Annotated in this window: 15 protein-coding genes and 1 pseudogene; 14 read left to right on the top strand and 2 right to left on the bottom strand. The window is 72.8% G+C overall.

The annotated features are described in order from the left end of the window. Nucleotides 1-116: 116 nt before the first annotated feature. From AB0M03_RS08320 to AB0M03_RS08385, 14 genes and pseudogenes are all read left to right on the top strand, one after another. The gene (locus tag AB0M03_RS08320; RefSeq protein ID WP_363489799.1) at nt 117-476 is read left to right on the top strand and encodes a histidine triad nucleotide-binding protein; all 360 of its coding nucleotides are present in this window, start codon (nt 117-119) and stop codon (nt 474-476) included. Nucleotide 477: 1 nt separating this feature from the next. Then, nucleotides 478-1,398, top strand: coding sequence for a ribonuclease Z (locus tag AB0M03_RS08325; RefSeq protein WP_363489801.1), 921 nt, complete (start codon nt 478-480; stop codon nt 1,396-1,398). Between the two features lie 304 nt (nt 1,399-1,702). Beyond that, nucleotides 1,703-2,716, top strand: a complete 1,014-nt coding sequence (locus AB0M03_RS08330) for a PhoH family protein (protein ID WP_363490048.1) — start codon at nt 1,703-1,705, stop codon at nt 2,714-2,716. Between the two features lie 14 nt (nt 2,717-2,730). Further along, on the top strand, nt 2,731-3,225 hold the full coding sequence (gene ybeY, locus AB0M03_RS08335) for an rRNA maturation RNase YbeY (RefSeq protein WP_095874941.1): 495 nt from the start codon (nt 2,731-2,733) through the stop codon (nt 3,223-3,225). A gap of 12 nt (nt 3,226-3,237) precedes the next feature. Continuing rightward, nucleotides 3,238-4,566 carry a hemolysin family protein gene (locus AB0M03_RS08340; RefSeq protein WP_363489803.1) on the top strand — a complete coding sequence of 443 codons (1,329 nt, stop codon included), beginning with the start codon at nt 3,238-3,240 and terminating at the stop codon, nt 4,564-4,566. A 129-nt stretch (nt 4,567-4,695) separates the two neighbouring features. Continuing rightward, nucleotides 4,696-4,932 (top strand): hypothetical protein, encoded by a 237-nt coding sequence (locus tag AB0M03_RS08345; RefSeq protein WP_363489805.1) that lies wholly within the window; start codon nt 4,696-4,698, stop codon nt 4,930-4,932. Nucleotides 4,933-4,951: 19 nt separating this feature from the next. Next, the gene (locus tag AB0M03_RS08350; protein ID WP_363489807.1) at nt 4,952-5,488 is read left to right on the top strand and encodes a DUF4383 domain-containing protein; all 537 of its coding nucleotides are present in this window, start codon (nt 4,952-4,954) and stop codon (nt 5,486-5,488) included. A gap of 145 nt (nt 5,489-5,633) precedes the next feature. Next, nucleotides 5,634-6,632 (top strand): aldo/keto reductase, encoded by a 999-nt coding sequence (locus AB0M03_RS08355; RefSeq protein WP_363490050.1) that lies wholly within the window; start codon nt 5,634-5,636, stop codon nt 6,630-6,632. Nucleotides 6,633-6,703: 71 nt separating this feature from the next. After that, on the top strand, nt 6,704-7,057 hold the full coding sequence (locus tag AB0M03_RS08360; protein WP_363489809.1) for a cytidine deaminase: 354 nt from the start codon (nt 6,704-6,706) through the stop codon (nt 7,055-7,057). 126 nt (nt 7,058-7,183) lie between these two features. Further along, nucleotides 7,184-7,339, top strand: coding sequence for a hypothetical protein (locus tag AB0M03_RS08365; RefSeq protein ID WP_363489811.1), 156 nt, complete (start codon nt 7,184-7,186; stop codon nt 7,337-7,339). A gap of 56 nt (nt 7,340-7,395) precedes the next feature. Then, a complete protein-coding gene (era, locus tag AB0M03_RS08370) occupies nt 7,396-8,325 on the top strand; it encodes a GTPase Era (RefSeq protein ID WP_363489813.1) in 930 nt (309 codons plus the stop codon). Nucleotides 8,326-8,964: 639 nt separating this feature from the next. After that, nucleotides 8,965-9,327 (top strand): annotated as a pseudogene (locus AB0M03_RS08375) (ATP-binding cassette domain-containing protein); the annotation flags it as partial. 68 nt (nt 9,328-9,395) lie between these two features. Continuing rightward, on the top strand, nt 9,396-10,874 hold the full coding sequence (locus AB0M03_RS08380) for an insulinase family protein (protein ID WP_363489815.1): 1,479 nt from the start codon (nt 9,396-9,398) through the stop codon (nt 10,872-10,874). A 98-nt stretch (nt 10,875-10,972) separates the two neighbouring features. Continuing rightward, nucleotides 10,973-11,548 carry a hypothetical protein gene (locus AB0M03_RS08385; protein WP_363489817.1) on the top strand — a complete coding sequence of 192 codons (576 nt, stop codon included), beginning with the start codon at nt 10,973-10,975 and terminating at the stop codon, nt 11,546-11,548. Between the two features lie 59 nt (nt 11,549-11,607). Here the strand turns inward: AB0M03_RS08385 and AB0M03_RS08390 are convergent, their stop codons facing one another. Together AB0M03_RS08390 and AB0M03_RS08395 are read right to left on the bottom strand one after the other, a co-directional pair. Then, nucleotides 11,608-11,874, bottom strand: coding sequence for a protealysin inhibitor emfourin (locus AB0M03_RS08390; protein WP_363489819.1), 267 nt, complete (start codon nt 11,872-11,874; stop codon nt 11,608-11,610). Nucleotides 11,875-11,936: 62 nt separating this feature from the next. Further along, nucleotides 11,937-12,965, bottom strand: a complete 1,029-nt coding sequence (locus AB0M03_RS08395; protein ID WP_363489821.1) for a M4 family metallopeptidase — start codon at nt 12,963-12,965, stop codon at nt 11,937-11,939. Between the last annotated feature and the right edge of the window lie 25 nt (nt 12,966-12,990).

Genomic DNA, 12,990 nt, shown 5'->3' on the forward strand with positions numbered 1-12,990 from the left:
GGGGCACGGGGAGCCTCCCTCCCCGCGCCCCGGGGCGGCCGCTGCCCTCAGGGCCACGGCGGATGCCCTAGGCTGCGGACCGTCAGAAGGACCAGCACCACCGCAAGGAGAACGCCATGGCCGGCGAGGCCCAGCCCGACTGCCTGTTCTGCAAGATCGTGGCGGGGGAGATCCCGGCGACCGTCGTGCGGGAGACCGAGCGCACCGTCGCCTTCCGCGACATCCACCCGCAGGCGCCGACCCACGTGCTGGTCATCCCGAAGGTGCACTACCCGAACGCGGCCGCGCTCGCCGCCGCCGAACCGGAGATCACCGCCGAGCTCCTCGTCGAGGCCGGCCGGGTCGCCGAGGACGAGAAGATCGACGGCCACGGCTACCGGATGATCTTCAACACCGGCTCCGGCGCCGGCCAGACCGTCTTCCACGCCCACGTGCACGTGCTCGGCGGCGTGCAGCTGCGCGAGGGCATGGTCTGAGGTGTCCCAGCGCGAACTCGTCGTCCTCGGCACCGCCAGCCAGGTGCCCACCCGGCACCGCAACCACAACGGCTACCTGCTGCGCTGGGACGGCGAGGGCCTGCTCTTCGACCCGGGCGAGGGCACCCAGCGGCAGATGCTGCACGCCGGGGTCTCCGCCACCCAGATCACCCGGATCGCCGTCACCCACTTCCACGGCGACCACTGCCTGGGGCTCGCCGGCGTCGTCCAGCGGATCAACCTCGACCGCGTCCCGCACCCGGTGGACGCCTACTACCCGGCCTCCGGCCAGGTCTTCTTCGACCGGCTGCGGTACGCCTCCGCCTTCCACGAGACGGCCGAACTCCGGCAGCGCCCGATCCTCGACCCCGGCCCGCTGCCGGCGCCCGGCGCCCCCTTCGAGCTGTCCGCCGTCCGGCTGTCGCACCCGGTGGAGTCGTTCGGCTACCGCCTCGCCGAACCGGACTCCCGCCGGATGCTGCCGGAGCGCCTCGCCGCCCTCGGCCTGCGCGGCCCCGCCGTCGGCACCCTCCAGCAGCAGGGCCGGATCGAGGTCGACGGCCGCACCGTCACCCTGGACGAGGTCAGCGTGACCCGCCCCGGCCAGCGCTTCGCCTTCGTCATGGACACCCGGCTCTGCGACGGCGTCGGAGAACTCGCCGAAGGCGTCGACATGCTGGTCATCGAGGCCACCTTCGTGGACGCCGACGCCCACCTCGCCGGCGAGCACGGGCACCTCACCGCCACCCAGGCCGCCCGGGTCGCCGCCGCGGCCGGCGTCCGCACCCTCGTCCTCACCCACTTCTCGCAGCGCTACCCGGTCCTCGACCAGCACCTCGCCGAGGCCCGCAAGCACTTCGACGGCGAGATCGTCGTCGCGGAGGACCTGGCCCGCATCCCGGTCCCCCGCCGCCGGTCGTAGGGGCACGGGACACCCCTGATGGGACACCTCGGAGCGGAAAACCATTCGCGTGGTCCGGACGAGTGGCCCACCATCGAATCCGGCCGCCGCGGGCGGTGCCGCACCGCCCCTGCCCTCCGGCGGAGGGCCCGTGCGGCGTACCCTGGTGACCTCGGAGACCCCGAGCTGCACCCCGAGACGACGGATGGGGATGAGGCAGGCCGCGCGCCGACCCATGAGTGACACACCGCAGACCCGTACCAACGGACAGCCGCGCCGCGAGGCGGAGGCCAGCACCCGGATCGTGATCCCTGAGAAGCACCCGATGGTGACTCTGCTGGGTGCCGCCGACTCGCTCCTGCGAGTGATCGAGCAGGGCTTTCCGCAGACCGACATCCATGTGCGCGGCAACGAGGTGACGGCCACCGGAGACCGCTCCGAGGTCAGGCTGGTCGAGCAGCTCTTCAACGAGATGATGCTGGTGCTGCGCACCGGCCAACCCCTGACGGAGGACGCCGTGGAGCGCTCCATCGCCATGCTCAGGAGCGCCGCCGAGGAGCCGGGCCACCCGGCGCCCTCCGAGGTGTTCACGGCGAACATCCTGTCCAACCGGGGCCGCACGATCCGCCCCAAGACGCTCAACCAGCAGCGCTACGTCGACGCGATCGACAAGCACACCATCGTCTTCGGCCTCGGCCCCGCCGGCACCGGCAAGACCTACCTGGCCATGGCCAAGGCCGTGCAGGCCCTGCAGGCCAAGGAGGTCAACCGGATCATCCTGACCCGGCCGGCCGTCGAGGCGGGGGAGCGGCTGGGCTTCCTGCCCGGCACCCTCTACGAGAAGATCGACCCGTACCTGCGCCCGCTCTACGACGCGCTGCACGACATGATGGACCCGGACTCCATCCCCCGGCTGATGGCCGCCGGCACCATCGAGGTCGCGCCGCTCGCGTACATGCGCGGCCGCACCCTCAACGACGCCTTCATCATCCTCGACGAGGCCCAGAACACCTCGCCCGAGCAGATGAAGATGTTCCTGACCCGGCTCGGCTTCAACTCCCGCGTGGTGGTCACCGGAGACACCAGCCAGATCGACCTGCCCGGCGGCACCCGCAGCGGCCTCAAGGTCGTCCAGGAGATCCTCGCCGACGTGCCCGACATCCACTTCTCGGTGCTGACCAGCACCGACGTGGTGCGGCACAAGCTGGTCGGCCGGATCGTCGACGCCTACGAGCGCTGGGACGCCCAGCAGGAGGCCGACGACACCGCGCCCGCCCGCAAACCCGTCCAGCGCCGGGGCGCCCGTGCCCCGCGCCAGTCCCATCGCACCGAAAGCTGAGTCACAAGCCCTCCATGTCGATCGACATCGCCAACGAGTCCGGGTGGGACGTCGACGAGGAAGCCATCCTCGACGTCGCCCGCTACGCCCTCGACAAGATGCGGATCCACCCGCAGTCCGAGCTCTCCGTCATCCTCGTCGACAGCGACGCGATGTCGGAACTGCACGTCCAGTGGATGGACCTGCCCGGGCCCACCGACGTGATGTCCTTCCCGATGGACGAGCTGCGCCCCGGCAAGGAGGGCGAGGAGCTGCCGCAGGGCCTGCTCGGCGACATCGTGCTCTGCCCCGAGGTCGCCCAGCAGCAGGGCAAGGCCGCGCCCTCGCAGCACTCCATGGACGAGGAGCTGCAGCTGCTCACCGTGCACGGCGTGCTGCACGTCCTCGGTTACGACCACGAGGAGCCGGACGAGGAGAGGGAGATGTTCGGGCTGCAGAAGCGCATCCTGGACGACTGGCGCTCCGGCCGCGGCCTGTCCGGGATCTCCCCGGCGCCGACCACCCACTGAGGCCGGCCGTCCGTGAGTGGTGATAGTACGAGCTTCCTCGTCGGGGCTCTGCTGCTGGTGGTGGTCGGCTGGCTCGCGGCGTGCGCCGAGGCCGGCATCTCCCGGGTGTCCCGGTTCCGTGCCGAGGAGGCCGTCCGGGCGGGCCGGAAGGGGTCCGCCCGGCTGCTGACCGTGGCCACCGACCCGATCCGCTACCTCAACCTGGCCACCCTGATCCGGGTGGCCTGCGAGATGGCGGCGGCCGTCCTGGTCACCGTGGTCTTCGTCCGGAACGTCGACAAGACCTGGCAGGCCGTGCTCTCGGCGATCGCCGTGATGGTGCTGGTGTCCTTCGTCGCGGTCGGCGTCTCGCCGCGCACCATCGGCCGCCAGCACCCGCTGACCACGGCGACCGCCGCCTCCTTCGTGCTGCTGCCGCTGGCCCGCATCCTCGGGCCCATTCCCAAGATGCTGATCCTCGTCGGCAACGCGCTCACCCCGGGCAAGGGCTACAAGGAGGGCCCGTTCGCCTCCGAGGCCGAGCTGCGCGCGCTGGTCGACCTCGCCGAGAAGGACGACCTGATCGAGGACGAGGAGCGCCGCATGGTGCACTCCGTCTTCGAGCTGGGCGACACCATCGTCCGCGAGGTGATGGTGCCGCGCACCGACCTGGTGATGATCGAGCGGCACAAGAGCGTCCGGCAGGCGCTCACCCTGGCGCTGCGCTCCGGCTTCTCCCGCATCCCGGTGGTCGGCGACAACGAGGACGACGTGGTCGGCATCGTCTACCTCAAGGACCTGGTGCGGCGCACCCACGTCAACCGGGAGGCCGAGTCCGAGCAGGTCGGCACCGTCATGCGGCCGGCCGTCTTCGTCCCCGACTCCAAGCCGGCCGGCGACCTGCTGCGCGAGATGCAGCAGATGCGCTCGCACGTGGCGATCGTCATCGACGAGTACGGCGGCACCGCCGGCCTGGTCACCATCGAGGACATCCTGGAGGAGATCGTCGGCGAGATCACCGACGAGTACGACCGGGAGATCGCCCCGGTCGAGGACCTCGGCGACGGCTCGTACCGGATCACCGCCCGCCTGCTGGTCGAGGACCTCGGCGAGCTGTTCGGCCTGGAGCTGGAGGACGAGGACGTCGAGACCGTCGGCGGCCTGCTCGCCAAGCACCTCGGGCGGGTGCCGATCCCGGGTTCCTCCTGCGACATCCCCGTCCCGGACGAGACGGCCACCGACCTGGTGGCGATCCGCCTGAACGCCGAGAGCTCCGCCGGGCGCCGCAACCGCATCGACACCCTGGTCGCCGCCCCCGTCCGCGCCGACGCCGACGCCGAGGACGCCCTCGCCGACCACTAGGCAGGTACCACCAGGGGCGCGGGGCCGCCCCTGGTGGTGCCGCCGACCGCCCTCGACGGAGGCCGTTCGTGCGAAGAGGTGCCGTGCCGCGTTTGCCGGGCGTGCCCGGACGTTTGCACCATGGAGGGTATGACGCACCAACTGCGCGCGGAGTACGGCCCGGCGGGTCCGTCCGGCGAGGTGAGCAGGTGGCACATCGTCCGGACCGCCAACCCCAGCGAGGGCATGTGCGGCGCCAAGATCGAACCCGATGCCGAGACCAGGCCGGAGACGGACTGGGGGACGGGACTGCGGACCTGCCAGCAGTGCGGCTCGCTCTACCTGCACGAGATCCCCTATCACCGCGACTACCACGGCCACGGCTGACGCACGGCGGGAGGCAGCGATGAAACTGCAAGACGAACTTCCCGTGGACCACAAGCTCGCCCAGGTCTACCGCTGGGGCGCCGGTCTCGGCGGCGTGTTCCTGGTGGTCTTCGGCATCCTCGGACTCTTCGACACCGTGGGGTTCTTCGACACGGACGGCAAGGAGACGCTGGGGCTGTCCAGCAACGGCGCGCTCAGCGTGCTGTCGATCGTGGTCGGCGGCATCCTGATCATCGGCGCCGTGATCGGAGGGAACTTCGCGTCCACGCTCAACATGATCGTCGGTGTGGTGTTCATCCTCGCCGGCTTCGTCGGCCTGATGGTGCTCGACAGCACGGCCAACCGGCTGGCGTTCCAGATCCCCAACGTCATCTTCAGCTTCGCCTTCGGCTTCGTCGTCGTCACCTTCGGCATGTACGGCAGAGTGAGCAGCCATCTGCCGCAGGACAACCCGTACTGGCGCCAGCGCCACAGCGGGCCGCAGACCGCGCCCGACGGGCCGCAGACCCTGGTCAAGGTGCTCAAGCCCGGACCGCCCAACCCGGTCGGCCACTGAGCCGCCACCCCGCGGGCCGGGACCGCCGCGCCGCGGTCCCGGCCCCGCCCTGCCCGGCACCCGTCCGGGGTGCGGAATGCACTTGACTGCCCGTCAGATCCGCGGCAGCGTCGAACGGTCCGCACGCGACCACGAGGGGGACCGGATGAGCGAGCGCTCGCTCGGCGGCCTGACGACCGCACCCGTCGGCTTCGGAGCCATGGTGCTCTCGCCCGGCATGTACGGGGAGACCGACGACGACCGCGGCACCGCCGCACTGCACGCCGCGCTGGACGCCGGCGCCACGATGATCGACACCGCCGACGGCTACGGCGCCGACGGCCACAACGAGGCCCTGGTCGGCCGGGCGGTGGCCGGCCGCCGCGACGAGGTGGTGATCGCCACCAAGTTCGGCTTCCGCATCCCGGAGGGCGCCGAGCCGCACGGCTTCCCGGTCGGCTACGCCTTCGGCGAGCTCGCCGTCAACGCCGAGCCGAAGTACGTGCGCGGCTACGCCGAGCAGTCGCTGCGCAACCTCCGCACCGACGTCATCGACCTGTACTACCCGCACTTCCCCGACCCGCAGGTGCCCTTCGAGGACACCGTCGGCGCCGTCGCCGACCTCGTCGGGGCCGGGCTCGTCCGCCACCTCGGGCTCTCCAACGTGACCGCCGCCCAGCTGCGCGCCGCCCACGCCGTCCACCCGGTGGCCGCCGTCCAGACCCAGTGGTCGATGTGGCAGCCGGTCGACCCGGAGCTGCTGGCCGCCGCCCGCGAACTCGGCGTCGGCCTGGTCGCCTGGAGCCCGCTCGGCGGCGGGTTCCTCACCGGCACCGTCAGGCGGCTCGGCGACGACGACTTCCGCCGGCACATCCCGCGCTTCGACGAGGCCAACCTGCAGGCCAACAACGACCGCTACGCCCCGCTCAGGGGCATCGCCGCCGACCTCGGGCTCACCCCCGGGCAGCTGGCGCTGGCCTGGCTGCTGCATCAGGACGAGCACGTGGTGCCCATTCCGGGCAGCCGGACGCCCGGCCACATCGCCGAGAACACCGCGGCGGCCGGGATCACCCTGGACGCCGACGCGCTGCGGCGCGTCGACGAGGCCCTGGCGCTCTTCGCCCCGGCCGGCCGGGGCTCGCTGCTGGGGGAGGCCGACGGCTGAACGGGCGGGCGGGTGTCCGCCCCGCGGTCCGGCGCGGACGGCGGGGGCCCGCCCGCCTATGCTCAGGGCCCATGAGTGAGATCACCGAACTGGACCCCGAGGACAAGAAGCTCATCACGCTGGCCCGTTCCGTCCGCGCCCGCAACGGCGTGGCGGAGGGTGCCGCGGTGCGCGACGAGACCGGCCGAACCTACACGGCCGGCACCGTGGCGCTGGAGTCGCTGCGCCTCAGCGCGCTGCAGACCGCCGTGGCGATGGCCGTGGCCAGCGGCGCCAAGGGCCTGGAGGCGGCCGCCGTGGTCGGGGAGGCGGACGAGCCCGCCGAGGCCGACCTGGCGGCCGTCCGGGACCTCGGCGGCGCCGGCACCCCGGTGCTGCTGGCCGGCCCCGACGCCGTCCTGCGCACCCGCGCCGAAGCGCGCTGAGACCCGCCCGCCGGGCCGGCCGCGCCCGATAGTCTGATGACCGGTCCGGCGGGGGGCGCGGGGCCGTCCGGGCGTCGCCGTCCCGGCGCGCAGGATCGGTGCACGGGGTCGTGCAGGGGAGGGGACATGGGCGTACTGGCGTTCTTCGCCGGGCTGCTGCTCACCGTGATGGGCTTCGGCCGCTGGCGGGAGACCGGGTCGCCGTACTGGCTGATCGGCTCGCTTGTCCTCCTGGTGGTGGTCCTGGTCGGCGCGATGACCGGCGGCAGGAAGAGCGGCTGACCGCCGCCGCCGGGCGGCGTCCGTCCGGGCCCGGGTGATCAGGGAGAATGGTGGCCATGAATGCCCCTTCCTCCCCGTACCGCTCCGGGTTCGCGTGCTTCGTCGGCCGTCCCAACGCGGGCAAGTCGACCCTGACCAACGCCCTGGTCGGGACGAAGGTCGCGATCACCTCCGACCGACCGCAGACCACCCGGCACACCGTGCGCGGCATCGTGCACCGGCCGGACGCGCAGCTCGTCCTGGTCGACACGCCCGGCCTGCACAAGCCCCGTACGCTGCTCGGCGAGCGGCTCAACGACCTCGTCCGCACCACCTGGGCGGAGGTCGACGTGATCGGCTTCTGCCTGCCCGCCGACCAGAAGCTCGGCCCCGGCGACAAGTTCATCGCCAAGGAGCTCGCCGAGATCCGCAAGACGCCCAAGGTCGCCGTCGTCACCAAGACCGACCTGGTCGACTCCAAGCGGCTGGCCGAGCAGCTCATCGCCGTCCACCAGCTGGGTGAGGAGCTCGGCATCGAGTGGGCCGAGATCATCCCGGTCTCCGCGGTGGGCGACCAGCAGGTCGGCCTGGTGGCCGACCTGATCACCAAGCTCCTCCCGGAGGGCCAGCCGCTCTACCCGGACGGCGACCTGACCGACGAGCCCGAGCAGATCATGGTGGCCGAGCTGATCCGCGAGGCCGCCCTGGAGGGCGTCCGGGACGAGTTGCCGCACTCGCTCGCCGTGGTCGTCGAGGAGATGCTGCCGCGCGAGGGCCGGCCCGCCGACCGGCCGCTGCTGGACATCCACGCCAACGTCTACATCGAGCGGCAGAGCCAGAAGGCGATCGTCATCGGCGCCAAGGGCTCGCGGCTCAAGCACGTCGGCACCACCGCCCGCAAGCACATCGAGGCGCTGCTGGGCACCCCGGTCTACCTCGACCTGCACGTCAAGGTCGCCAAGGACTGGCAGCGCGACCCGAAGCAGCTCCGCAAGCTCGGCTTCTGACCGACCAGGGGCACCCGGCACCCCCGAAGGCCCGCAGGCAGCCGCCTGCGGGCCTTCGGCGCGTCCGCCCGTCCCCGTTCCCGGGCCGGTCATCGGCGGTGTACGGACGGTGTGCAAGTCGTGGAGGGATCGCGCACCGTCCGTTCACATGCCCCGTGTCCGCCCTTCATGTCTCGGCACCCGGTCATCCCCCGGGGACCGAGACGGTCTCTTCCGGTCGACGAGCGCTCCGGAAGGCGAAGAACGGGCATGGGACAACCGAGGTTCCTGATCGTCAGCAGACCCGCCGGGCCGGGCGCTGCACGCGGTGACGCCGTCTGGCGGCTGCTCGGCGCGAACAACCGCCATCTCGGCCAGGGCGGTGAACCCTTCCGCGACGTCACCGACTGCCTCGCCGCCATCGAACGGCTGCGGCTCGGACTGGACCGCGGCCGGCCCTCCGTCGCCCCGGTCGACCACGGCCAGCTCTGGCGCTGGCGCCTCGACCTGGACGGCGCGACCGTCGCCTGCTCCACCCGCGCCTACCGCCGGCAGCGCGAGTGCCAGTACAGCCTGGTCGGCGCCCGCGGCGCGTTCGGCCTGAAGTCCGCCCGCACCCTCGCCGCCGGCACCGGGCTCGGCACCGCCAAGCTCGGCGCCGACCTCGACCGGCTCCGCCAGCCCGGCGGCGCCCTCTCCGGCGGACAGCAGTAGCGCCTGTGCATCGCCCGCTCGCTCGCCGTCCGCCCCAAGGTGCTGCTGATGGACGAGCCCTGCTCCGCCCTCGACCCCACCTCCACCCGGCGGATCGAGCGGACCATCCGCGAACTCGTCGCGGAGGTCACCATCGTGATCGTCACCCACAACATGCAGCAGGCGCAGCGGGTGTCCGACCGGTGCGCCTTCTTCCTCGCCGAACAGGGCACCCCCGGCGGCATCGTCGAGCACGGCCCGACCGCCGCCATGTTCAGCACCCCGACCGACCGCCGCACCGAGGACTACGTCAACGGCCGCTTCGGCTGAGCGCCCGGCACGTGCTTCGTCATCAAATCGTCACAAGAGGACGGCCTGATTCCATTTATGATCGGCCGGTGAATCACGAGGTCATCGGCGGTATACCCGTTCTGTGGGCGGATGCGCCCGGACCGCTGGAAGCGGTCCTCATGTTCGGCTGCGGCGTGCAGGACGAAACCCTGCGCACGCTGGGCACGACCCACATGGTCGAGCACCTGGCGATGAGCACCCTGCCGAGGCTGCACCACGAACACAACGCCTCCGTCGACCTGCTGACCACCCAGTTCACCTGCACCGGCCGGCCCGAGCAGGTCGTCGCCTTCCTGGCCGCGGTCTGCGAGGCGCTCACCGCGCTGCCGCTGGAGCGGATCGAGCAGGAGGCCGGCGTGCTGGCGGCCGAGGACGGCCGGGTGGCCGACCCCGCCACCGCCGAACTGCTCTCCCACCGCTACGGGGTCCAGGGCCTCGGCCTCGCCGCCTACCGCGGCCCGGGCGCCGACCGCATCCCGGTCGAGGCGGTGCAGGAGGCCGTCGACCGCTTCTTCCACCGCGGCAACGCCGTCCTCGTCCTGACCGGCCCGCCCCCCGCGGACCTGCGCCTGCCGCTGCCCGACGGCGAACGGCCCGACCGCAGCGCCGCCCTGCCCGTCCTGCGCACCGGCCCGTCCTGGCGCGAGGAGGACGTGCCCGGCCCCGGCCTCGCCCTGCACGGCGACCTCGACGACCCTGCGCTGCAGCTCGCCTGCAAGCTGCTCTCCCAGCGCCTGCGCGACACCGTCCGGCACCGGCACGGCCTCTCCTACGACGTAGGCGGCGACGCCGTCCTCGCCGGGCCCGGCCACGGCGAGCGCACCCTCTGCCTGGACGCCCGCGAGGGCCAGGAGCAGCGGGTCGCCGAACTCCTCTGGGAGGAGGCCCTCCGCCTGGCCCGGGAGTGCCCGACCGAGGACGAGCTCGCCGAGGAGATCGCCGAGCTGCGGGAGGTCTACCAGGACCCGCGCTCCACCACCTGCGAACTCGGCGAGGCCGCCGGCGCCCTGCTCTTCGGCGGCACCTACCAGGACCCGCAGACCCGCCTCGCCGTCCTGGAGAAGGTGACGCCGGACGAGGTGCGGCAGGCCTTCGCCGCCGCACTGGAGACCGTGCTGCTCGTCGTCCCCTGCGGCACCGAGGTCGACCCGAAGCTGCCGGACGGCCGCCCGCTGCCCCGCCGGGCCTGCGGCACCGAGGGCGAACTCCCGCCCGGCGCAAAGGTCTTCCGCCCACCGCTGGTCGACCGGCTGCGCTCCTCGGACGCCCGCCGGGCCCGCCTCGCGGTCGACGGCCGCGGGCTGTGGGCGCGCGAGCCCGACGGCACGGTGCACCACGTGCCCTTCACCGAGGTGGTGGGTGTGGAGATGCGCGGCCCGGGCCGGGTCGTGTTCGGCCGCGACACCTGCGTGATCCCGGTGGTGCCGGAGCTGTGGGCGGGCATCGGCCCGGCCGTCGACGCGGTCGACGCCGCCGTGCCCGGGCAGCTGCGCTACCCGGCCTCCGCCTTCCGCCCGGCCGACTGAGCCCCGGGGCGTGTCTTCGGATCCTGCCGGGCCCGCCAGGATCCGTAAGACACGCCCTCGCCCCTTCCACTAGTTCCACCGTTCCGAGGAGTACCGCCGTGCCCACGTACGCCGCCGTCACCGCCGTCCACCCCGACCGGGTCCGGGCGGCCCTCGGCCGCTCCAAGCTCGGCGGCTACCTCTACCCGGGGGCGGACGGCGGCACGGCGGTCCTCTTCGACCCGCCGAAGCCGCGGTTCGGCCGGATCTCCCGCTCCCGGCTGCTCGACCCGGCCTGGGACCTCGCCTTCGAGGTGAAGGCCGCCGTCTGGCTGCTGGAGGACGACGGCCGCTGCGCCTCCGCCACCGCCTGCTACTCCGGCGGCGGCTACCGCGAGCTGGGCTGGTCCGCCGACTGGACGCCGCCGGCGGACCCGGCCGAGTACGCCGCCCACCGTGCGGACTGGGACGCGTACTGCGCGAAGATCGCGCAGAAGACCGGACTGCGGGACGCCGCCGCGCTCGCCGCGGTCCGCAACGACCCCGCGCCGGACGGCAGCCGGCCGAGCGGCGAGGAGGTGCTGCGCCGGCTGTGCGCGGTGGTCGGCGCCCCCGACACGGCGGTCGGGCAGTCGCTGTTCGCGCAGGCCGGGCCGCGCGGCCGGGACTTCGTCCGCTTCGAGGGCCGCCGCTGAGGCCGACGGCCGGGGCGGGCCGGTCGGCGTGTGCGATCGGCGTGCGGTGGGCCGGGGAGTCAGGCGCCTTCGCGGAGGACCAGCCCGACCAGTTCGCGCTGGGAGTCGCTGAGCTTCGGGTCGGCGCAGTAGACGGTGCGGCCGTCGACCGTGATCTCGTAGTGGAATCCGTCGGGCACGCCGTACGTGGGGGCGCGCAGCCCGCCGGCCACGGCCTCGCGGGCCAGCGCGTGCACGTGCGGCGCGTCCGGGCGCTCGGCGGTGTCCAGCTCGGCGTGCTGGGCGTGGCCGGCGAAGCCGCCGGTCCTGGTGACCTGGATACGCATGGTTGTCAGTGTGCTACGCAGGACGGTCTTTTCCGAGGTCTTTCACAGAGTCCACCCCTCCCTCAGGTTGTGGTGATACCGACCTGTGCCCATGCGTCGGCGACGGCGTCCGCGACCCGGGTGTACGCGGGGTAGTGGGAGCTCGCGGTGGCGACGGTGGCGCGGGCGAAGGCGGCGAAACCGGTGTTCGGGGCGAGCCGGCCACTGGTGAGGGTGTCGTACCAGATCCGCCCGGCGCCCTCCCAGGCGTGGCCGCCGAGGGCGGTGGCCGCCAGGTGGAAGGCGCGGTTGGGGATGCCGGAGTTGATGTGCACGCCCCCGTTGTCGCGGCGGGTGCGGACGTAGCCGTCCATGTGTCCGGGCTGGGGGTCGGTGCCGAGCCGGTCGTCGTCGTACGCCGTGCCGGGGGCCTTCATCGAGCGCAGGGCGACGCCGCGCACGCCGGGGGCGAGCAGCCCGGCGCCTATCAGCCAGTCGGCCTGGTCGGCGGTCTGGCCGAGCGCGTACTGCTTGACCAGTGAGCCGAAGACGTCGGAGACGGATTCGTTGAGTGCCCCGGACTGGTCCCGGTACTCCAGGTCGGCGGTGAACTGTGTGACGCCGTGGGCGAGTTCGTGGCCGATGACGTCCAGGCAGACGGTGAAGTCGACGAAGATCTCGCCGTCCCCGTCGCCGAAGACCATGCGGCTGCCGTTCCAGAAGGCGTTGTCGTAGCGGTCGCCGTAGTGGACGGTGGCGTCCAGCGGCATCCAGGCGTCGTCGATCGAGGCGCGGCCGTACACCTCGCGGAAGAGCGCGTAGGTGGCGCCGAGACCGTCGTAGGCGCGGTTCGCGGAGTCGTCGGCGACCGGGCCGCCGCCCTCGGAGCGGACGGTGCGGCCGGGCAGGATCTCGTCGTGTCCGGCGTCGGCGACCGTGCGCACCAGCCGCTGCACCACGGCGGTGGGGGCCGCGGCCAGCAGCCGCTGCTCGCGCAGGGCGGAGTCCAGGACGACCGAGCGGCGGGCCGGCGCATGGCCCAGCTCGGCGAGCCGGTCGAGGATGTGGGGCGGGACGATGGCGCAGAACGGGGACGTTGAAGTCGCAGCCATGTCGCCCAGGGTGACGCATGCATGA

The organism is Kitasatospora sp. NPDC051914 (genome assembly GCF_040680995.1).
Lineage (GTDB): Bacteria > Actinomycetota > Actinomycetes > Streptomycetales > Streptomycetaceae > Kitasatospora.

Excerpts from the sequence above, each read along its gene's own strand:
- AB0M03_RS08345 (WP_363489805.1), top strand. The coding sequence starts at position 4,696 with ATGACGCACCAACTGCGCGCGGAGTACGGCCCGGCGGGTCCGTCCGGC.
- AB0M03_RS08365 (WP_363489811.1), top strand. The coding sequence starts at position 7,184 with ATGGGCGTACTGGCGTTCTTCGCCGGGCTGCTGCTCACCGTGATGGGC.
- AB0M03_RS08360 (WP_363489809.1), top strand. The coding sequence starts at position 6,704 with ATGAGTGAGATCACCGAACTGGACCCCGAGGACAAGAAGCTCATCACG.
- AB0M03_RS08320 (WP_363489799.1), top strand. The coding sequence starts at position 117 with ATGGCCGGCGAGGCCCAGCCCGACTGCCTGTTCTGCAAGATCGTGGCG.
- AB0M03_RS08330 (WP_363490048.1), top strand. The coding sequence starts at position 1,703 with ATGGTGACTCTGCTGGGTGCCGCCGACTCGCTCCTGCGAGTGATCGAG.
- AB0M03_RS08350 (WP_363489807.1), top strand. The coding sequence starts at position 4,952 with ATGAAACTGCAAGACGAACTTCCCGTGGACCACAAGCTCGCCCAGGTC.
- AB0M03_RS08355 (WP_363490050.1), top strand. The coding sequence starts at position 5,634 with ATGAGCGAGCGCTCGCTCGGCGGCCTGACGACCGCACCCGTCGGCTTC.
- era (WP_363489813.1), top strand. The coding sequence starts at position 7,396 with ATGAATGCCCCTTCCTCCCCGTACCGCTCCGGGTTCGCGTGCTTCGTC.
- AB0M03_RS08395 (WP_363489821.1), bottom strand. The coding sequence starts at position 12,965 with ATGGCTGCGACTTCAACGTCCCCGTTCTGCGCCATCGTCCCGCCCCAC.
- AB0M03_RS08390 (WP_363489819.1), bottom strand. The coding sequence starts at position 11,874 with ATGCGTATCCAGGTCACCAGGACCGGCGGCTTCGCCGGCCACGCCCAG.
- ybeY (WP_095874941.1), top strand. The coding sequence starts at position 2,731 with ATGTCGATCGACATCGCCAACGAGTCCGGGTGGGACGTCGACGAGGAA.